The sequence below is a fragment of the Vicinamibacterales bacterium genome (assembly GCA_036504215.1).
Classification (GTDB): Bacteria; Acidobacteriota; Vicinamibacteria; order Vicinamibacterales; family Fen-181; genus FEN-299.
In genome coordinates this window covers 57,488-78,744 of the sequence record DASXVO010000076.1, presented here as the reverse complement: position 1 = coordinate 78,744, position 21,257 = coordinate 57,488, and the positions used below count along the sequence as shown (strand labels likewise).

Below are 21,257 nucleotides of genomic sequence, written 5' to 3'. Positions count from 1 at the left end.
GTGACGCTCCAGGAAGCGCGGCCGCCGAGGACTCCGTCCCGGCGGATGCCGTGGCTCCCAACACCGCGATCACGGAACAACTCGAGCGGGTGCTGGCGTCGGACACGTTCGAGAAAGCGCAACGCCTCAGCGAGTTTCTTCGGTTCCTCGTGCGGGAATCGGTCGAAGGCCGCGCCGGACTCCTCAAGGAATACACGATCGCGCTCGAGGTCTTCGAGCGGCCTTCTTCCTTCGACCCGCGGGTCGATTCCGTCGTGCGCGTGGCTGCCCGGTCGCTTCGTGTGAAACTGCGCGACTACTACGACACCCAGGGGCGGGCCGATCCCATCCTGATCGACCTTCCCAAGGGCGGCTACGCCCCGGTGTTCCATCACAGGGTGCCGGCCGGGAGCGGGGCCAGCCCGCCGTATGTGTCCACTTCCACGGTCATCACGCGGCGGCGTGTGCTGGTGACGGCGGCGATCGTGCTGGCCTGTACGGCGCTCGTGGCCGTGCTGGTCAGGTTCTCGGGCGGAACACGTCAAGCGGAATTCGTCATTGCCGTCCTTCCCTTCGACAGCATGAGCCAGGCGCCCGACGACGCCGTGTTCTCCGAAGGCCTGGTGGACGAGTTGACGATCAGGCTGGCGAACCTGGAGGGCGTTCGCGTGATGGCGCGGACGTCGTCCCGCCTGCTGAAGGCTGCGCGTGATCCGCTGGCCGAGGCCCGAAAGTACCGCGTGGATGCGCTCGTGGAAGGCAGCGTGACCAGGGCCGGCGGCGTCGTCCGGATCTCGGCCAAACTGGTGGGTTCGGCCAACGGCTATCAACTGTGGTCAGAGCGGTACGACCGCGTGGCTCGAGACAGCTTCCTGGTGCAGGACGAGATCGCCCTCAACATCAGCCGGGCGCTTCAGTCGAGAGTCAGCCCCCCGACCGTCGCGACATCCCGAGCGCCGCTGAACCCCGAGGCAATCAGGCTGTATTGGACCGGCCGCTACATGAGGCGTCAGGTGCGCCCTGATGCGATGCCCAGAAGCGCGGAGCTATTCGAGGAGTCGGTGAAGGTCGATCCCAAGTACGCCGACGCATGGGCCGCGCTCGCGGACACGAACGCCATGTTGGCCTACCACCAGACGTCGGGGAGCGCACCCGAGGACTTCATCCGGCGGGCGAAGTTCGCTTCGGCCAGGGCCCTCGAACTCGACGGCAAGTCGGCCGAGGCGCTCGTGGCGCAAGCGACCGTTGAACTCTACTTCGACAGGAACTGGGACGCCGCCGACCGGACGTTCCAGCGTGCCCTGAGGCTGAACCCGAGCTACTACAAGACCCGCCAGCGATACGCCACGGCGCTGATTTCCAGGGGTCGTTTCGACGAGGCGATCCAGCATGCGCGAACGGCCATCGAACTCGACCCGCTGTCGGTCGGCATCAGCAACGACCTCGGCGTGATCCTGTACATTGGCGGCAGGTGCGACGAATCCATCGAACTGGCCCGGCAGGCGCTGACCGCGGACCCGAGCTTCTCTCCCGCACACGCGTTGCTCGGCTGCTGCTACTCCTCCCGAGGGAGATGGACCGAGTCGATCCCGGAGTTCCAGCGGGCCATCTCGATGTCCGAGCGGTTCTCTTACCTGATCGGCCATCTCGGGCACGACTACGCGCGTTCGGGCAACCACGCCGAGGCCAACGCGCTGCTGAGAGAACTGACGGATTCGCCGGACCAATCGGCGGTCTCCTACGCCCACGTGGCATACATCCTGTCGGGACTGCGGGAGCACGACCGGGCGATCGATGCGCTGGAAAAGGCCGTCAAGCGGTACGATGCCGACGTTGCCTACATGGGTGTCGACCCGGCGCTCGACGAACTCCGCGCCCAGCCTCGATTCATCCACCTCCTCGAGACCATCGGCCTTCCGAACCTCCGCACCGCCAAGTGAACCACGAAACCCGAGCCTCGAACCCCTTCCCAGCCTCAAATCCTGGTGCCGTGGCACGCGAGCCGGCCCGACTGCGCTGAGCCGGCGGCCGCGACTTCTTTCGTCCGCCGCGCCGAATCTCGCAACAACCTGGTAGCTGGTGTGTTAGCGATGTTAGTCACACCCTGGATACCCCTGCGGTCTTGATGCCGCGCCTTCTGGCGCATATATCACTACCGTCGAATCTCGCTCTGGAAAACGGGATCCAAGCCCTCGGCTGGAGGCAGGCCTTTCGGAGGGGTGACGATTCCGGTGTTCGAGTAGTGCCGGCGGCGCGCGGCGCCAGCGACGGGTCGGACCGGCCAGGCAGGGCCGCGAGAATCGAGCTCGTCACATCAACCCGGAACCGAAGGGGCGCTCATATGAAGCATCTCGCATCGTTCTGTCTGGTCTTCCTGGTGATCGTCTGCGGCGCCAGTCGAGCCACGGCCGACCTCATCACGTGCTCGAACAATCCCCTGTTCTACGGCGGACCAGGCGATGTCGGGAAAGTGCCCGTTGTCTTGTACGACGACCGGTCGGGCAGTCCAACGCCATATGGAAATCCTCTGCCGTTCTTCCAGGCCTACGCCCGGCTGGGTTCCGGAGTCCCGAACACGACGTTCACAGCCGCTGACAAGGTCTATGTTGGCGCGGGCGTGGACCTCAAGTCACTCGAGGCGACGGACATGATCACGGCGGCGGACGGTCAGAAGTACTTCCCGCGCCTCTGGTGGCAGGTGTGGGCGCCTGGCGTATCGATTCTGGACCAGCCGACATGGGAGTACCGTGAGACCGACGTCACCCAGAACTACTCGTGGGACTACCTCAGGCAGCGCCAAGGGACCGTGACGCATCCATACTGGGCCATCGGCTTGAACTCGCACTACCCGGATAGCCCGGGCGACGGCGACCTGTGGTCGGTGGCGGGAGGCTTCAAGGCCGGTACGTGGAACTACCGCTTGTCGATCGAGGTGCCGACGACGGCAACCGACCCGTGGGCCACGGTGCTTCCGGACGGCTCGCTGTTCGTGACCACTGGCGACAACATCGACTCCTGGGAGGACCTCGCGAACGCGCCAGCCAGCGGCAGCAATCTGGCCGTGGTTCCAGAGCCTGCCAGCCTGCTTCTGCTCGGTGCCGGCGTTGTCGGACTGGTGGCCAGGTTGCGGCAGCGCCGCGCCCGGTAGCAGGCGACTGGCAAGCCGCCAGACAGGCGCAGGCGGGGCGGCCTGTCACGGCAAGGTCACCGAATGATGGTCGCCTCGCACGAGGCGGGCTGAGCTGGCCGGCGGAGGCCGGCCAGCGCTCCGTCAGCGTTTCACGATCGTGACGGTGACTTGTGACGGGAACTGCTTCGAGTGGTGCACCGCGCTGTGGGCGACCACCCCCTTGGCCTCGTCGTAGTTGTTGCCGCCGGTGTTCAGGTTGCGGTCGAATCGCGGGAAGTTGCTGCTCGACACCTCGATCCGGAGTCGATGCCCCGCCTCGAAATAGTTGCTCGTCGTCAGCGGCTGGAGCGTGACCTTGTACACTTTGCCGGGCTCCATCCACACGAGCGGCTTGTCGTAACCGTCACGGTAGCGCATGCGCTGGATCGACTCGTCCAGGTTGTACGCGCGGCCGTCCGGGTAGACGTCAATCACCTTCACCGTGAAGTCCGTATCCTTCACGTCCGACGACACGTACAGCGTCGGTACGATCGGCCCGCTCACCTCGATCGCCTCCTTGAACGGCTCCGACGTGTAGACGAGGATGTCGGGCCGCGTCTCCATCTTGCGCTGATCGAAGGCGCCGGCCTCGATCGCCGTGCCGGTGCAGCAGACGTTGCCGCCGTACGAGGTCACCGGGTTCCCGGGATCGTAGGTGAACGCATCCGGCATGTCCGCCGCGGGCGGCGCCGCCACGAGCGTGCCATCGCCGCTCATCGTGTTCGCCTTGCCGCCGCTCGACAGGAAGAACGTCTGCGGCTGCGCGCCCCTGGGCGGCCAGGTCTCCGATGTCTGCCACTTATTGAGGCCCATCGTGAAGTAGGTGACCTTCGCCAGCTTGTCGATGGCGTCGTTCGCCGCGCCCTTCAGGAAACGGTCGAAGAACCCGTAGACGATCTCGTTGTAGTCGAGACGGGCGTCGCCCATGGGCCGCTCGCCGACGATGAGATTCTCGGGGGTGCGGGTGTAGCCGCAGTGCGTGACGGGCGCAATCACCGCCCACTGCTCGCCGGCAGCGGCGCCCTTCGCCGTCTTGCGGACGTGGTTGTAGAGCGCGAGGTTCGGACCGACCGACACGTCGTACCACGACATGAACCAGAGGCCAGGCACGTCGAGCGGCATGTCGTCGTGGTACAGGCCGCCCTTGTACCAGGCCGGGTCGTTCGGCGTGCGCTCGATCATCCGGCCGCCGGTCGGCACCGGCATGGTGTCGGCGAAGATCCCGTGCGGGCCGTCCACCGCCTTGTAGATGTCCCGGACCGGCAGGTACCACAGAGCCTTGGACCAGTCCACCGGCGTCATCTGCGGTGCGAGGTCGAACCACTTCGAGGCGCGGAGGAGATCCTCCTGGGACGCGCCGGCCGGAAACATCGGGCGCACCTGGTTCTGCTGGCCGTAGAGCCATGCGATGAACATCGTCTGCACCGCGCCGCCGCGGTACCAGTTGCCCTGCTCGTAGTACGGCCCGACCCGCCCGACGCCGGCTCCAAACCCCTGGACGTTCATCGCCGCGTACGCCGGGTTGCCGAGCGCGGCGACCCCCATCTGGTACTCGGCGGTGGACGAGCACCCGGTCGTGCCCACCTTGCCGTTCGACCAGGCCTGCGCCGAGATCCAGTTGAGCGTGTCGTCGCCGTCGGTACGGACCGAGTCGAGGATGTCGTAGTTCCCCTCCGAGAAGAAGTGGCCGCGCTCGTTCTGAATGACGTAGGCGTAGCCGCGCTTCACCGCGGTCAGGGCCGCCGTCATGTCCGCCGGCACGCCGTTGCGGACGTCCCAGTAGTTGAAGTTGTAAGGCGTCCTGACCCAGATCGTCGGGACCTTCCCCGAGGCATCCTTCGGCCGGTAGATGTCGGTCGCCAACCGGATGCCGTCGCGCATCCGAATCATCACCTTGCGATCGACGACGGCGGCCGACTGCAGCTGCTTCTCGGCCTCCCAGCGAGCCGTGGTCTGCTCCGGCGTGAGGGCGCCGCGCTGCGCGAGCACCGTGCTCGTGGCGGCAATGAGGGTGGCGAGAGTGGCCGCGGCGGCCAGCAGGCGAATCGGGCTGTGCATGAGGCAACTCCGTGGCGGGGCAGTCGGGTGCGTCGCGGGGATCACGACAGGCCGGTGTCAGTCTACATCAAACCCCGCGGCGGCGGGACGACCTCACCACGGCGTCCGAGAAACCCGCTATACTGGCCGGCGCCGCGATTCACGATCCACGCGATGTACGACGTCGCACAGCAGCCGTGAGGCCGTCCAGTCAGAGGAGACCGTGAGAACATGACCGACCAAGCCGCCGCCCGCCTGAGGGGAGAGCTCACGACCCTCCGCAACAAGCTTGGTATCCTCCAAATTGTGCTCGACGAGTCGACCGACCCCATCTTCAGCATTCTCGAGGACGGCACGTACCGTTACGTGAACAACGCGTTCTCGAACCCCTTCGGGAAGATCCCAGCCGAGATCATCGGCAGGAAGATCTACGATGTGTTCTCGCCGGAGGAAGCGGACAAGCGGATGACCGTCGTCAGGCAGGCGTTTGCCACCAGGGAGACAATCGTCTTCGACGTCAAGGTTCCGCTGCCGACGGGCGACCTCTTCTTCATCACGTCCGTCAAACCCGTGGTGGACGAACGCGGCACCGTCGCCTCGGTGATCTGCATCTCCAAGAACATCACCGAGCGGAAGCGTGCCGAAGAGGAACAGCAGAAGCTGATCGCGGAACTGACCGAGGCCCTGGCGAAGATACGGACGCTATCGGGCCTCCTGCCCATCTGCGCCAGTTGCAAGAAGATCCGCGACGACCACGGCTACTGGACGCAGATCGAATCCTACATTCGGCAGCACTCCGAAGCGGATTTCACGCACGGACTCTGTCCGTCCTGCGCGGAGAAGCTCTATCCCGACTATCTCAAGCCGAACGCAGGCTCGCGCTAGGCGCCGCCGGGGCCGATCGCCGCGGCACAACCATCGCCGAGCCAGCCGCTCGGAATCAGCACGATAGCGGTCTCCATCGTTCCGGCGCTACAGTTGTCAGGTAGCGACTCGCCGGAAATTGCTCGAACGCTCGAGCTGCCGGTGAGCAGGCATCGAATCCGGAGGTCCTCATGCGCCACACGCTCGGCCGAGTCGTGATGCTCACGTGCTGTGCCACTCCGTTCGCGTTTGGAGTCCTTGCGACTGCTGCGTGCTCGAAGTCCGGTCAGGAGAGAGCGGCGACGCCGGCTGCGACGGCGGCGCCTGCGGCCGCGCCGGGTGCTGCGCCGGCTGCTGCGCCGGCCGCGACGGCTGCCGCGACGGACAGTCCGGCACCCGCCAAGCCCATCGCGCCGCCCCCGCGCAGGTTCACGCTGGCGGCGGGGACGGTGCTGGCCATCCGGACCACCTCCACGCTGTCGACAGACAGCCAGGCCGCCGGGGACCAGTTCGTCGCCTCACTCGCCGAGCCCCTGGTGGACGGCGACTGGGTTGTCGCGAAATCGGGTGCCGAGGTCGAAGGGCTCGTCGTCGCGTCCACCAAGGGAGGGCGCGTGAAGGGGCGGGCGGAACTCGAGGTGGCTGTCACCGCGCTCACCCTGTCCGACGGCCAGCGCATCCCGCTCACGACCGCCGTGGACGCAACCGTGGCCCGCTCCACGAAGGGCAAGGACGCGAAGACGATCGGCATCACCGCGGGCATCGGGGCGGCGATCGGGGCGGTCGCCGGCGGCGGCAAGGGTGCGGCGATCGGCGCGGCAGCGGGCGGGGCCGGGGGGACCGCGCTGGTTCTCGGCACCAGGGGGCAGCCGGCCCGGATACCTGCTCGGAGCCTGCTGCGGTTCAAGGTCACGATCCCGGTGGAGATCGTCGAGAAGAAGTAGCCGGATCGACACCCTCACGGAACCGACGGGCCTCATTTTCGAGGATGCTCGATCGGCACCGCGCCGTCGAGGCCCTTGCCGGCGACGTTGCTGGTCGAGAGCAGGGGACCGCTCACGCCCGTAACGGTGATGTCCTGCAGATCCGCATTCGTGACATTGGCCAGTGTGATGCCCCTGCCCGCCGTCCCGCTGATCCGGATCAGCGCCAGGCCATCGAGCGGCCTCTCCGCCGGCACCGGTGCCCCATCCACGATCGTCCCGCCCGTGATTCGCACATCCTCGAATCGGAAGTTCCTCGTTCGTGGAATGCCCTCATCACCCGGAACCGGCTCGGGATCCTGCAGACCGCTGTTCGTCAGGTTGAACCGCAGGAAGCCCTCGGCATTCGACACGTCGAGATCGCGTCCGACGATGTCCTCGATGAACGCCCCGCGACCGGGCCGGCTCTTGATGTAGATGGCGTACGTCTTCGCGTGCGTGAACCTCACGTGCTCGATGCGCACGTTGCGAATCCCGCCCGACGTCTCGCTTCCAATGCCGATCGCCGCGAACCGGCTGTCGCCGAGCCGGCAGTTCGAGATCAACACGTCCTCGGTCGGCCTGGCCAGCCGGAAGCCCTCCATCCCCCGCCCCGACTTGATGGCAATCGCGTCGTCACCGGTGTCGATGTCGCACGATTCGATGACGACGTGCCTGCAAGAGTCCACGTCGATGCCGTCACCGCCGGCACTGCGAATCGTCAGGCCGCGCGCGACGACATCGTCGCAGTAGACCGGATGGATCGACCACATGTCCGTGTGCTCGGTGGAGAAACCCTCGAGGCGCACATCGCGGCAGTTGACCGTTTCGATGAGCACCGCGCGGTTCGGCATGCGCCGCGTGCCAACCACGGGGTGACCCTTGATGTTGCCCGGCCCGACGATGGCGATGTGCGCGGCGTTCTGCGCGGAGATGAGCGCGCGCCGGCCATCGACCCACCGACCTTCCCACCGCACCGTTGCCGGCGGGTAGTCCTCGAGGTCCGGACTGCCGCGTAGCGTGGCGCCCTTCTCGAGCCGCAGCGTGGTGTTCGACTGCAACACGACGCTGCCGGTGATGTACGCGCCGGCCGGCACCACCACCTCGCCGCCGCCGGCGGCGGCCACCCGGTCGAGCGCGTACTGAATCGCCTTGGTGTCCTTGGTCGCACCGTCACCCTTCGCACCCGCCTCGCGCACGTCCAGCGTGAGGCGGTGTCCGGGTGGCGCAGAGGAACCGGCCACGTCCGACCCCGGCGCGGGCGCTGGCGGAAACTGGTCGAACCGGCGGTTCACCTTCAGGCCGCGAAGCTGCTGATCGGCGAAGTCCAGAAGGGCCGTCCAGTCCTCCGGGGTGAGCGCGTGGCGATGGGATGCGTAGTGCACGCCCAACCGGCCCGACGATTTCAGGAGGGCGTACGGGGGCATGGCGGCGTCACGTGCCTGTTCGACGGCGCTCGGCAGGCAGTTCTGATCCTCGGCCCCCTCGAGCGAGATGAAGCCGCGAGGCGCGGAGAGCGCCATCAGCCAGTGCTGGTCGAACGGAAGGCGGTAGACGTGACCGGCAAACTGATGGAGGTTCGGCGAGAACCAGTTCGGGTACTTCCGCATCATGTCGTCGAGGCCTTCGCGCGCGCCATAGGCGGCACCATTGAAGCGGTACGCGCCCGTGCCGCCCGCTCCGCTGCCGGCGGGCGCCACCACCGCCAGGCGCTCGTCGAACGCTCCGGCGACGAGGACCGCCTTGCCGACGCGCGAGTGGCCGACGGCGACGAGCATCGCCCGGTCGGCGAACGGCTGCGCCTCGAGGTAGTCCGCCACGCGCGAGATTCCCCAGGCCCAGGCCCCGAGCAGACCCCAGTCGTGGGCCGGATATGCAGGAAAGAAGCGCGTATTCCGGAACGCCCAGCTGCCATCGTCGTTCCGCCGAATCGTATCCTCGCCGGCGTCCTGGTAGTGGTAGGTCACCAGCGCGTAGCCGCGCCGGAACAGGTCGGCGTAGGTCCTGGCTGCCTGTTCCGGATCTCCTGCCTGTCCGAGCATCACCGGGGAAGCCTGGGTCGGCGCCCCTGCTGCGGCGGCGGCGGCAAGTCTCGTGGAGGGATCACCGAGCGGAAGCGTCAGCGCGTCGAGGCCTTTGCCCTGCTCGGGCAGACGGAGCATCGTCGGCAGCGGCGTGCCACCGGGTGTGAGGCCGAACGACGGGAAGATCACCGTCGGGAATGGGCCCTTCGGGCCGGTTGGCACGAATACGGCCACGTCGAACCCGAGCGTCATCCCGGGACCAAACGACAGGTGCACGAGTTGATAGGTGACCGCGCCGCTGGCGAGCGCCTGTGTCTTCAGCACCTTGGCTGCGACGTTTCCTGGGGCGGGCGGCATCAGGCCGACCGCGTAGTACGAGAGGAGACGTTTCATCTCCTCGCGACGCGTCGCCCACTGCGCTGCGGTGCCGACCCTCTGCCCGTTGTTCATCACCATGACGTCGGGCATCTCGCCGCTCGCCGGAAGGTCGTTCACGCCAGGCAGTGCGCCGAGCGTCGTGGCGATCGGCGGCACCGGCACCTGCTCTTGCCCCCGCAGCCCGATTGCCGCCAGCGCCCCGAGCACGAGCAGTACGAACCCTGCATGCTTCGTCATGACGTGTCCTCCTCGAGCAACCGTACGCGTGCATTATGCCCGAGGGGGACAACGGCCACGACAGACTGTACGAGCCTGCAGCCGCCTTGTGCTATCGTGTCGCCCCGGAGACACCGGCCCTCGGTGTCCCGAGGCCGACCCTCGATCGAGTGGGCCGTCCCGTTCACCGCAACTCACTTGCGTGAAGCCATGAAGAAACCGCTTCGTCCCGCCTTGTCACTTCTGCCGCTGCTCTGCGCGGCGCTCGTCTTCGCCGGCGCCGTCCGGCTTCGGGCACAGCAGAACCCGGCCAGGAACACCTACGCTCCAGATACCGCCGAGCCGGGCTCGGTCGAGGCGATCGCGAAGTTCACCACCGAAGCCCGCTTCGGGAATCCGTGGGTGGCCTACGTGCCGGCCTCGAGCACCGTCCCGTCACCAACCACCTACCTCGGCCACGTCGTCGGGGCCGCGGGCGAACTGTCGTCCACGGCCAAGATCTACGGCTACTTCCGCAAGCTCGCCGAGACATCACCGCGCGTCCGCGTCGAGGTCATCGGCCGCAGCGAAGAGGGCAGGGACATTCTCCTCGTGGCCATCGCGGACGAAGACGGCATCCGCAATCTCGCGAAGCTCAAGGAGGCAACCGCCGCCCTGGCCGATCCGCGCAAGACATCCCCGGACGCCGCCGAGACGGTGATCGCGTCGGCACGACCCATCTACTACTTCAACGCCGGCCTCCATTCGACCGAACTGGGCAGCCCGGAGATGGTCATGGAGCTGGCCTACCGTCTGGCGGTGTCCGACCAGCCGATGATCCGGAAGATCCGAAGCGAGCTCGTGGTCCTCATCAACCCTGCGTCCGAGCCCGACGGCCGTGACAAACAGGTTGACTGGTTCTACCGCTATCTCAAGGGCAAGACGGACTTCGACAACCTCCCGCCCGTGTCCCCGCCGTACTGGGGGAAGTACGTGTTCCACGACAACAACCGCGACACGCACCAGGAGGCGCTCCAGTTGTCGAAGGCCGTGAGCAGGATGTTCTTCGACTACCATCCGACCGTCATTCACGATCTTCACGAGTCCATCCCACTCCTGCATACCTGGAACGGCACGGGCCCGTGGAATGTCAACCTCGACCCGATCATCGTCAACGAGTTCTTCGCGATGGCGTTCGCGGAGATCAGCGCGCTGACCTCCGCAGGCATGCCGGGCGTCTGGACCTGGGGCTTCGGCGAGGGCTGGGGACATCACTATCTCGACTCGATCGCCGTCAATCACAACAGCATGGGCCGCGGCTACGAAACGTACGGAAACGGCACGGCGGAGACGGTCGAGCGTGTGCTCCGGCCGAACGAAGAGCGCTACGTTGGCAAGCCCGTGACGAGCAGAGAGTGGTACCGGCCGATGCCGCCGCCGCGCAAGCTCCGCTGGTCGCTCCGCGACAACACGAACTACATGGAGAGCGGCTGCCTGGCGATCCTCGACTACACGGCCAAGCACTCGAAGGAGATGCTTCGCGATTTCTACCGCAAGGGCTACAACTCCTGGCAGAAGGGGGTCAAGGGCGGCCCCTACGCGTTCGCCATCCCGGCTGATCAGGGCGACCGGCGCCGCGTCGCGGAGTTGGTCGAATTGCTGCTCACCCACCGCATCGAGGTGTCGCGGGCCTCCGCGCCCTTCAAGGTCGAGGAGGGGGAGTTCGCTGCCGGCACCTACATCGTCCGGCTCGACCAGCCCTATCGGAACTACGCCGTGGATTTGATGGTGCCGCAGACCTTCCCGACTGACGCCGCGTACGAGCCGTACGACGACGTGTCATGGTCTCTGCCAGTGCACTACGGCCTCGAGGCCAAGCGCATCGACGACGCCAAGGTCATGGACGTGGCCCTGACGCCCGTGCAGCCGGGCGCCCAGGTTCCCGGCACGGTGAAGGGAGCGGGCCCCATTTATCTGCTCAAGGACACGGGACAGGAGGCGTTGCTCGCGCTCCGCCATCGCCTGTCCTCGTTCCGCGTCGAGATTGCCGAGAAGCCATTCAAGTCCGGTGACACAACCTATCCGGCCGGGTCGTGGGTGCTGTCCGATCAGAGCGGGCTCGCGGACGCGCTGAAGCGGGTGTCGACCGAGCTGTCCGTCGATTTCGAGAGCGTGGCCACGCTGCCCGACGTGCCGCGCCATGAATCGAAGGTGCCGCGCCTGGCCGTGTGGCACACGTGGGCCGACACCGAGGCCGTCGGCTGGGTCCGCTATGTCCTCGATCGCGAGAAGATCGCCTACACCTATCTTCGCGACGACGACGTCCGGGCCGGAGGCCTGCGCGAACGGTACGACGTCATCCTCTTCGCTCACAACTATCTCGATCTCCAGGGCCAGATCCAGGGTATCGAGAAGAAGTTCGGTCCGATGGCGTACACCAGGACCAAGGAGTTCCCCAGCCTCGGCGTGCCCGACGCATCGGACGACATCACCGGCGGCATCGGCTGGTCCGGCATGGCCAACATCGAGAAGTACCTCGACGCTGGCGGACTGCTGATCACGCTGGGCAACGGATCGACGCTTCCGTTCGAGGGCGGGCTCGTTCGGAATGTCTACAGGAAACCGGGCACCTTCTTCACGCCGGGTTCGGAGCTGACGGTGAAGTTCGTCAGGACGGAGCACCCGTTGGCCTACGGTCTTCGCGAAGTCACATCGGCGTTTCGGACGGGGCTGCCGGTCTACGACATCGCCATGTCGGGCCGCGGCGGCGTCGTCTTGCAGTGGGGCACGAAGCTGCGAACGGAAGACAGGGACGAAGAGGGGCAGGAACCCGCGAAGGCGAAATCCGCCAAGGACCAACCGAAGAAGGACGAGGTCAAGATGCTCGTCAGTGGAGCGGCCAAGGGCGAGGACGAACTCGAGGGACGGCCGGCGATCCTCGACCTGCCCGCCGGCCGCGGCCGCGTCATCGCGTTCAACTTCAACCCGATCCACCGCGACCTGAACCGCTCGGACTACCGGTTCCTCTGGAACGCGCTGCTCAACTGGAACGCGCTCGGCCACGGGCCGTCGTGACGCGCGAGCGCCAGCGGATGGACCTCGCCAAGGTCGGCCGTATCGCGACCCTCCGGACCGCCGCGCTGCAGCGTGGCGCCCCAAGGCGCGGGCCGTGACAGGCGGCCGTGCCGGCGTTGACGGCCACCTCTCGCCGCGCTACGCTCTCTCTCGCCAGCCCCCACGACATCCTGTCTCGAGCATCGCACACGGTCTGGAGACGCCGATGGACAGCGCACCCAACGCTTCCGCCGAACGATCTTCGCTCGATGTGATCCAGGCACAGGTGGCGTTGATTGGTCGTGACCCTGTGATCACGACCTTGATGTCGGCCGCCAGCGGTCTCCTGATCGTCGTCAACGAGAACCGCGAGGTCGTGGCGGTCAACGACACGTTCCTGCGGTCGCTCGGCGTCGACGGCGCGGAGGGCGTTCTCGGTCTGCGGCCCGGCGAAGCTCTGCGCTGCGTGCACCCGCCCGAGGCGGCCGGCGGATGCGGGACGACGGCTGCCTGCGCGACGTGCGGCGCGGCAATCGCCATGGCTGCCACGCTGGAGACCGGGAAGGTCGTCGATCGCAAGTGCTTCATGACCATTCACGGCCCGGAAGGCACGACCGACTGGTGCCTCCGGGTGCGATCGTCGCTGCTCCAGTCGCACGGATATCGCTTCGTCCTGTTGTTGCTCCAGGACATCACCGCGGCGCAGCGTTGGGAGGAGATCGAGCGGGTCTTCTTTCACGACGTGAGCAACCTGCTGATGGCGTTGGCGGCGCGGGTGGAACTGCTGGCAAACGCCGACGCGAGCACGGTGCTCGAAGGCACCGGCAAGTTCCGTCAACTCGTCGAGCGGCTGTCGCGTGAAGTCGAGATTCAGAAGCTGCTGGCGCGCGAGGGCAGCGGGACGGTGACCATCCGTCCCGAACGGCTGAAGCTGTCGTCGGTGATGCGAGACCTCGAGATGGCCGTCGCATCGCATCCGGCCGCCCGGGGCCGCGTTGTGACAATTGCGCCGCCCGCCACCGACTCGACGTTCGCGACCGACTCGTCGCTCAGTCTCCGCATCCTCTCGAACATGGTGGTGAATGCGCTCGAGGCCTCCGAACCGGGCGACGAGATCCGCGTCTGGACGGACCAGTCGAGCGAGTCGATCGGCATCCACGTGTGGAACAGGCAGGTGATTCCAGCGCCCGTCGCCGCGCGGATCTTCGAACGGCACTTCAGTACGAAGGGTGAGTCCGGGCGTGGCCTTGGCACCTACGCCATGAAGCTGTTCGGCGAGAAGGTGCTCGGCGGCCGGGTGTCGTTCACCACTTCGGCTCCGGGCGGAACGGTATTCAGCCTGTCGCTCCCCACCTGAGGGCTCACCGACCCGGTCCGAGGAGGGCCTCCAGCTTGGCGCGGAGGTCGCTCAGGCCGTAGGGCTTCTGGAGGAACCCCGCCAGCCCGGCCCCGATGAATCGATGCGTGGCGTCGGCTTCGGAGAAGCCGCTGCACAGGATCACCGGCAGATTCGGCCGAATGCGCTTGATCTCCCCGAACGTGGCGACACCGTCCAGGCCGGGCATGGTCAGGTCCAGCAGCACGCACGAAAACGCCTCGGGACGTGCGGCCAACTCCTTGAGCGCCGCGTGACCGTCTTCGGCCACGGCCGCCTGGAAACCGAAACTGATCACCATCCGCTCCGCCAGTTGGCGCACGGCGGCCTCGTCGTCCACGACGAGGATCGTCCGCGCCGACCCACCCGTCGAACGCGGCATCGCGGCCCGATCGCGGCTGTCCTGGCCGCCCACGACCCGCAGGGTCCGCGACGCCACGGGGAACAGCGCCCGTATGACGCTGCCGCGTCCCACCTCGCTATCCACGAGGACCGCTCCCTCGTGCCCTCGAATGATTCCGAGCAGCGCCGAGAGGCCCAGGCCCCGCCCGGTGAACTTGGTCGTGAAGAACGGGTCGAAGAGCCGCTGCCTGGTCTCCTCGTCCATCCCGCAGCCGGTGTCCCGGACCTCCAGGCAGACGAAGCGTCCCGGCGGGGGCTTCTCGCTGACGCGGCTGGCCGCGAGGTATTCGGCGTCGCACGTCCGCTCGGAGGTGGTCAGCGTCACCGTACCGGCCTTGGTGCCGATCGCCTCGTAGGCATTGGTGATCAGGTTCATGACCACCTGCTGCACCTGGCCGGGATCGGCCTCGATGAAGGGCAACCGGTCGGCCAGATCGAGATCGAGCGTCACGTGCCTGCCGACCGACGCTCGGAACAGGCCGGCGTTCTCGCGCACCAGTTCGCTCAGGTCCAGGGGCGAGAACACGAACTGGCCCCGACCGGAGTACGCCAGCATCTGACGCGTCAGGTCGGCCGCCCTCCGCGAGGCCTGCACCGCCTGCGCGAACGCGTCGCGAGCCGGTGAGGCCGGCGCCAGCTCGTCGAGGCCCAGTTCGAGGTTCCCCAGGATCGCAGTCAACAGATTGTTGAAGTCGTGGGCGATGCCGCCGGCCAGGACGCCGAGGCTCTCGAGTTTCTGCGCGTGGAGGAGGCGCCGTTCCATCTCCAGCCGGTCGGTGTCCGCCTGCCGGCGGTCGGTGACGTCGGTGTGGGTCCCGATCATCCGCAGCGGTGTGCCGTCGGGCTGGCGCTCGACCACCTTGCCGCGATCGAGGATCCACTTGTACGACCCGTCGCGACATTGGAGCCGGTGCTCGTTCTGGTAGATCGCCGTCTCACCCCGGAGGTGTCGCTGGAAGTCCTCGATGCACCGGCCGCGATCGTCCGGGTGGACCCGCCGGTCCCACTCCGCGAATTCGTTGCCGATCTCGTGCTCCTCGAAGCCGAGGGTCGCTTTCCAGCTGCGCGAGTAGAAGACCCGGTTCGTGGCGAGGTCCCAGTCCCACACACCGTCGCCAGCTTCCTCCAACGCAAACTGCCAGCGGGTCTCGCTCTGGCGCCACGCCTCCTCAGCTCGCTTGCGGCCCGTCACGTCGATGACCACGCCGTCCAGCCAGGTCACCTCCCCCTGTGGACCGCGGCCGGCCTGGCCCTTCTCATGGATCCACCTGAGGCTCCCGTCCGCATGCAGCACCCGGTACTCGAGTTCGAACGGCGTTCCGGCAGAGGCGGCCGTTTCCAAGGTGCGATTCACGATGTCCCGATCGTCCGGGATCGTAATCGCGTCCCAGTTCGAACGGCCCGAGGTGAAGGCCGAGGCCGGTCGGCCGATCAGGTTCTGAACGCCTTCGCTGATGTACTGGAGGCGGTACGGAGGCTGTGCCTCGCATCGGTAGACGACGCCCGGAATGTTGGCCGCGAGGGCGCGCCACTGCTCCTCGCTTCGCCGCAGGCCTTCGACCAGGTTCGCGCGAGCCTCCTGATCGGCCAAGACCCGCCCTGCCAGCACGGTGGCCAACGGGTAGACGCCGAGCACGATCGGCCCGAGCCGGACGATCGCAACGAGGACGATGCCGCTCGGCAGCGTGGCCATCAACGCGACCATCACGACGTGGACGATCAGGCCGAACAGGAGCAGGTGGAGCAACCCCAGCGATGCGATGTCGCCGCGCCGCCGCCAGCGAACGGCGAGACCGACGGCTGTCGAGGTCAGAATCACCGAGACGCCCATGAGCGTACCGCTGCCGCCCTGGTACATCCGGCAGGCGAGGGTCATGGGCACGGCGACGGCGGCCGCGAGCGGACCGAAGAACAACGCGCTCAGGCTCAGCATCATCGACCGGCCGTCGAAGAAGATGCCACTCGTGAGCACGAACGGCCGCAGCATCCCGACCACGGCGGCGGTCCCAAAAAGGAGCCCCTGGGCCAGCATCCCCGCGCGGGTGGTCCGTCGCCAGCGGTCGTCGATGAAGCCCGAGACCACCGTGATGGCAACGAGGATCGAGAGGTTGTAAGCGAGTTCGATGGTCATCAGTGGCCGCGTCGCTGCGCTCTTCAACCGGATCGAGCAGAGATGTTACCTCAGACCGGGTCGAGACGCGTCGCCGCACGACCGCCTCGCCGCCGAGCCCGTGCGGGATCTTCCCCGCCCGATGAAGGTAGACTGTGGTAGCGCATGCCGGCTCATCACCACCCTCTCCGTCGCGTCGCCCTTGCGGGCGCCCTTGCCGTCTGCGGCTTCGCCCACCCCCGGGCGGCGGACGTCACGCTGACTGTCTCGGCCGCCGTGAGCCTGAAGGAGGCCATCGAGGAGGTCGGGCGCCGGTTCGAGGCCGGCCGGCCCGGCGTCAGGGTGCAGTACAACTTCGGCGCGTCGGGCGAACTGCAGCAGCAAATCGAGGCGGGTGCGCCGATCGATCTGTTCGTGTCCGCGTCCGAGACGAACATGGATGCCCTGCACGCCAAGCGCCTGATCGTCGCAGCCACGCGGCGCACGATTGCCCGCAACGTCCTCGTGGTCGCCGTTCCCTCCGATTCGCCGATCCGGCTGGCGTCGGTCTCCGATCTCCAGAAGCCGCAGGTTCGGCGGATTGCGATCGGCAGTCCCAAGACGGTGCCGGCGGGCGCGTACGCCGAGCAGTGCCTCCGCGCGACCGGCGAGTGGGACCGCCTGCAATCCCGGCTGGTGTTCGGTGGCAACGTCCGGCAGGTCCTGGACTACCTGGCGCGTGGAGAAGTGGACGCCGGCTTCGTCTACGCGACCGACGTGGCGGTCCGAGGCGGCGTGGCCAAGGCGGCATTCCGTCCGCCGCAGGCAACCTACGCGCCCATCACCTATCCCGCGGCGGTCGTTGGCGGGTCCCCACACCTGGCTGAAGCGACCGCCTTCGTCGAGATGCTGGCCGGGCGCGAGGGGCAGGCCGTCCTGGCGCGTTTCGGCTTCGAGCCAGCCGCGAGCATCGTCCGATGAGCGCGGAATCGGTGGCGGCCCTGTGGCTGTCGCTCAAGGTTGCCGGCGTCGCGACCGTCGTCAACGCGCTGGTCGGCGTGCCGCTCGCCTACCTGCTCGCGCGCAAGCCGTTTCGCGGACGATGGCTGGTTGACCTGGCGGTGACGCTGCCACTGATCCTGCCGCCCACCGTGACCGGCTACTACCTGATCGTGGTACTCGGCCGCCGCGGCCTCCTCGGCGGACCGTTGTACGCGCTCACCGGTTGGACCGTCGCGTTCACCTGGCAGGCCGCGGTCATCGCGTCGGCGATCATGGCGCTGCCGCTGCTCGTGCGGACCGCGCGCGCGGCCATCGAATCGGTGGACCGAGATCTCGAGCGAGCGGCCATGACGCTGGGACGCTCCGAATGGCAGACGGCGATCGAGGTGACGCTGCCGCTCGCGCGCAACGGCATCCTCGCCGGCCTGGTGCTGGCCTTCGCCAGGTCGCTCGGCGAGTTCGGCGCGACGCTGATGCTCGCCGGGAACATCCCGGGCCGCACCACCACGGTGCCGCTTGCGATCTACACCGCGGTCCAGACGGGCGAGACGTCCGAGGTGCTGATCCTCGTCTCCGCGCTGACGACCGTGTCCTGCCTGGTCATCTATCTCGCCGGACGACTCGGGAGTCGCACATCGTGACCGTCCGGCTCGACGTCGCAATTCGGACGCGCATCGGGAGCTTCTCGATCGACGTCGCCTGGAGCGGCGGCGACGGCGTCAACGTCCTGTTCGGACCATCGGGTTCCGGCAAGACACTGACGTTGCAATGTCTTGCCGGACTCGTCCACCCCGACGCCGGTCGAATCGTGCTCGACGGCCGTGTGCTGTTCGACGCGGCGGCCGGCCTCCACGTCCCGCCCCGGGCGCGGCGCGTTGGCTACGTCTTCCAGGGGTATGCGCTCTTCCCGCACCTCACGGTCGAGGACAACGTGGCCTTTGGCCTCCGGGAGCGGTCGCGCACCGAGCGCGTGCGGCGGACGGGTGAGGTCGTCGAACGCCTCGAACTCCAGGGTCTCGAGCGGCGCCTGCCGCACGAACTGTCGGGCGGCCAGCGGCAGCGCGTGGCGTTGGGGCGGGCCCTGGCCACCGAACCGGCGCTTCTCCTCCTGGACGAACCGTTGTCCGCGCTCGACCTTCCCCTGCGACGTGCGCTGCGCGACGACCTGCGAACGCTGCTCGAGGGATGGAACGTTCCGTGTGTCATCGTGACGCACGAGTTGTCCGAAGCGTATCAACTCGCGGACCAGATCATCGTGTACGAGCGGGGCCGCGTGCTGCAGGCGGCACCGCGCGGCGACCTCCTCTGGCGGCCGGCGTCCGAGCCGGTCGCGCGGATCCTCGGCTTCCGCAACATCCTCCGCGGCGTCGTCGTCGATGTCACGCCGCAGCGCATCCACGTGCAGTGGCGTGGCCGAACGCTCGAACTCCAACGCTCGGACGAAGCATCGTCGATTCCGGCCGCCGGCACGCCGGTGACCTTCTTCATCCGGCCCGAAGACCCGCGATTGCTCAGGAAAGATGGCCCCCCGCCTTCCACCGAGCATCACCACAACGTTTTGTCGGGTGTGGTCGTCGATGACGAGGACTTCGGCGCGACCCGGAGGCTGTTGATTCGGCTGGACGAGCCAGGCGAACCCGCCCAGGGAGGGTACGACCTGGAGATCGAGGTGCCGCGGTTCGTCTTCCAACTGCTCGGCATCGAGCGGGATCGACACTGGGAGTTCTCCATCCATCGCAGTTCGATCCACCTGCTGCCGGAATGACCCGTCCGCCTTCCTCCCTCCGCCTTCATCCTTCATCCTTGCTCCTTCATCCTTCATCCTTCATCCTTTCCCTTGTGCCCCCTGTAGCAGACGCCGGTGGGCTGTCCAGATGGCACTCGCGGGCGGAGGTGGGGCTTTGCCGGCCTTTTTGGGTCCATTTCTGCGTCCTTCGCGCTGGCGCGAGAGTTGCTCCACCTAGGCCGGGAGGAACTTCCGATGCGACGGAACATTCAAATTGCCCTTCTCGCGCCCCTCGTCCTTGCGGTGCTCGCGTTCCTGCCAGCCACGGCCGAAGCTCAACGGCACGGCGGCGGCCACGGACACGGTGGCGGCGGGGCCCGCGTGGTGATCGGGGGCTACTGGGGCTGGGGCTCCTACTGGAACCCGTATTGGGATCCGTACTTCTACGGCCCGTACTACTGGAATCGCTATCCGGGCGTCGGCTACTACGACGACGGGTACGAGGACACCGCGCGGCTTCGTTTGCAGGTCAAGCCGAGCGAAGCCCAGGTTTACGTGGACGGCTACTTCACGGGCACGGTGGACGATTTCGACGGAGTATTCAAGCGCCTGCGCGTGCGGCCCGGTGAACACGAACTGGTGTTCTATCTGAAGGGCTACCACACCGTGCGGCAGACCGTCCGTCTGCGGGCGGGAGACGACTCGAGGATACGGTACACACTCGAGCCGCTGGCCGCGGGCGACGCCAATGAACCGCCACCCCAACCACCGGCCAAGGTGGCTTCGGAGCAGCCGGACACCGACGCGCCGAGTGCGCCGACGCCGCGGCGTGGGCTGAGGCCCCGTCAACCCCGGGAGATCAGGGAACCCGGGGAGGCTGGTGCGGCAGAGGCCCGCGGCTTCGGAACCCTCTTGATCCGCGTGCAGCCGGCTGCCGCCGAGGTCTATGTGGACGGCAACCGCTGGCAGGGTCCGGACGGTGCGGAACGGCTGGTCATTCAGGTCTCCGAAGGCCCGCACAAGGTTGAGATCCGCAAGGACGGGTTCACCCCGTTCACCACGGAGATCACGGTGCGCAGTGGCGAGACCGCGCCACTGAACGTGAGCCTCTCCCCGCACGGGGCGTAGGCCGACCTTCAACACCGACTACGACAGGAGCGCAGAGACGGCCTGAGCGTCCCTGCGCTTCTGCCCTGTCTCCACCGGCGTTCGAGCGGCGAACGGAGGCGACGGCGCTCCGTTCCGTATCGTGCGGAGACGTTCCGAGGCGAGGGATACGACATGAGCAGACTGGCGAGGGCAAGGACCGTTGGATTCTCGATCGGCCTGGTGGCGGCGCTGGCGACGGCGGCGACGGCGCAGCAGCCGGTGGCCGGGACGAAGCAGGCGGCAAAGTCCCAGGGGACGCTGGTCCTGGAGCCGATCAACGAGGGGTTCGTCGTCACGCCCGACGTCGAGGTCACGCGAATCGACGGCAGGGACGGCGTGCTGATTGGTGCGTTCGGCGGCTGGCTGATGAACAACGGGCTGCTTCTGGGAGGCGGCGGCTACTTCGAAGCCGATACGAGGCACCACGACCGGGATGGCCGCGATTGGGATCGCTCGGGTTGGGGCTGGAACGATCCGGGACTGGCCTACGGCGGTTTCGTCGCCGCTTGGACGGCTCCCGTCGGCAGCGCGGTTCGGGTGGGCGCTCGGGCGCTCGTCGGCGGCGGGCGAGCCACGTTGACCAAAACGGTCACGTTTCAGGTCCCGGTCTTTCTGCCGCCGCGGCCGTTGACTCAGACCAACGTCACCTACACGACCGTCCGGCAGGAGTACGCCTTCCACCAGGGCTTCTTCGTCGCCGAACCGCAGGCTACCCTGCTGGTTCGGCTGCACCGCGGGATTTGGCTGGATCTGGCGGGTGGCTATCGCATGGTTGGCGCAGCCCACGGCTACGACAGTCGTCTTCGCGGCGCGACCGGCAGCGTCGGCGTGCGGTTCGGCCCGAGGTTCTAG

The 21,257-nt window shown here is 67.3% G+C and carries 14 protein-coding genes; 11 read left to right on the top strand and 3 right to left on the bottom strand.

Annotated features, from left to right (window positions below):
* Nucleotides 1-50: 50 nt before the first annotated feature.
* Both VGK32_20640 and VGK32_20635 read left to right on the top strand, forming a co-directional pair.
* Nucleotides 51-1,919: a tetratricopeptide repeat protein gene (locus VGK32_20640; protein HEY3384175.1), complete on the top strand. Its 1,869-nt coding sequence runs from the start codon at nt 51-53 to the stop codon at nt 1,917-1,919.
* Between the two features lie 401 nt (nt 1,920-2,320).
* Nucleotides 2,321-3,127, top strand: a complete 807-nt coding sequence (locus VGK32_20635) for a PEP-CTERM sorting domain-containing protein (protein HEY3384174.1) — start codon at nt 2,321-2,323, stop codon at nt 3,125-3,127.
* 123 nt (nt 3,128-3,250) lie between these two features.
* On the opposite strand, the gene VGK32_20630 is transcribed toward VGK32_20635, so the two are convergent.
* Entirely contained in the window at nt 3,251-5,206 is a 1,956-nt protein-coding gene (locus VGK32_20630) for a CocE/NonD family hydrolase (protein HEY3384173.1), read from the bottom strand.
* A gap of 210 nt (nt 5,207-5,416) precedes the next feature.
* On the opposite strand from VGK32_20630, the gene VGK32_20625 reads away from it, so the two are divergent.
* Together VGK32_20625 and VGK32_20620 are read left to right on the top strand one after the other, a co-directional pair.
* A complete protein-coding gene (locus VGK32_20625; GenBank protein ID HEY3384172.1) occupies nt 5,417-6,070 on the top strand; it encodes a PAS domain-containing protein in 654 nt (217 codons plus the stop codon).
* Nucleotides 6,071-6,240: 170 nt separating this feature from the next.
* Entirely contained in the window at nt 6,241-6,993 is a 753-nt protein-coding gene (locus VGK32_20620) for a hypothetical protein (protein ID HEY3384171.1), read from the top strand.
* Between the two features lie 32 nt (nt 6,994-7,025).
* Here VGK32_20620 and VGK32_20615 read toward each other — a convergent pair whose 3' ends face one another.
* Nucleotides 7,026-9,650: a glycoside hydrolase family 28 protein gene (locus tag VGK32_20615; protein HEY3384170.1), complete on the bottom strand. Its 2,625-nt coding sequence runs from the start codon at nt 9,648-9,650 to the stop codon at nt 7,026-7,028.
* 189 nt (nt 9,651-9,839) lie between these two features.
* On the opposite strand from VGK32_20615, the gene VGK32_20610 reads away from it, so the two are divergent.
* A complete protein-coding gene (locus VGK32_20610) occupies nt 9,840-12,683 on the top strand; it encodes a M14 family zinc carboxypeptidase (GenBank protein HEY3384169.1) in 2,844 nt (947 codons plus the stop codon).
* Nucleotides 12,684-12,888: 205 nt separating this feature from the next.
* Nucleotides 12,889-14,019, top strand: coding sequence for an ATP-binding protein (locus tag VGK32_20605; protein ID HEY3384168.1), 1,131 nt, complete (start codon nt 12,889-12,891; stop codon nt 14,017-14,019).
* A 4-nt stretch (nt 14,020-14,023) separates the two neighbouring features.
* Here VGK32_20605 and VGK32_20600 read toward each other — a convergent pair whose 3' ends face one another.
* On the bottom strand, nt 14,024-16,570 hold the full coding sequence (locus tag VGK32_20600) for a PAS domain-containing protein (GenBank protein HEY3384167.1): 2,547 nt from the start codon (nt 16,568-16,570) through the stop codon (nt 14,024-14,026).
* Between the two features lie 144 nt (nt 16,571-16,714).
* Here VGK32_20600 and modA point away from each other — a divergent pair, with 144 nt between their 5' ends.
* The 5 genes from modA (at nt 16,715) to VGK32_20575 (ending at nt 21,257) form a co-directional block, all read left to right on the top strand.
* Nucleotides 16,715-17,509: a molybdate ABC transporter substrate-binding protein gene (gene modA / locus VGK32_20595; protein HEY3384166.1), complete on the top strand. Its 795-nt coding sequence runs from the start codon at nt 16,715-16,717 to the stop codon at nt 17,507-17,509.
* Entirely contained in the window at nt 17,506-18,171 is a 666-nt protein-coding gene (modB, locus tag VGK32_20590; GenBank protein HEY3384165.1) for a molybdate ABC transporter permease subunit, read from the top strand. Before modA ends, modB begins: the two co-directional genes overlap by 4 nt.
* Nucleotides 18,168-19,295, top strand: coding sequence for an ABC transporter ATP-binding protein (locus tag VGK32_20585; GenBank protein HEY3384164.1), 1,128 nt, complete (start codon nt 18,168-18,170; stop codon nt 19,293-19,295). The genes modB and VGK32_20585 overlap by 4 nt, the downstream gene beginning before the upstream one ends.
* A 216-nt stretch (nt 19,296-19,511) precedes the next feature.
* Complete coding sequence (locus tag VGK32_20580; protein ID HEY3384163.1) at nt 19,512-20,384, top strand: PEGA domain-containing protein; 873 nt, start codon at nt 19,512-19,514, stop codon at nt 20,382-20,384.
* Nucleotides 20,385-20,537: 153 nt separating this feature from the next.
* Nucleotides 20,538-21,257, top strand: a complete 720-nt coding sequence (locus VGK32_20575) for a hypothetical protein (protein ID HEY3384162.1) — start codon at nt 20,538-20,540, stop codon at nt 21,255-21,257.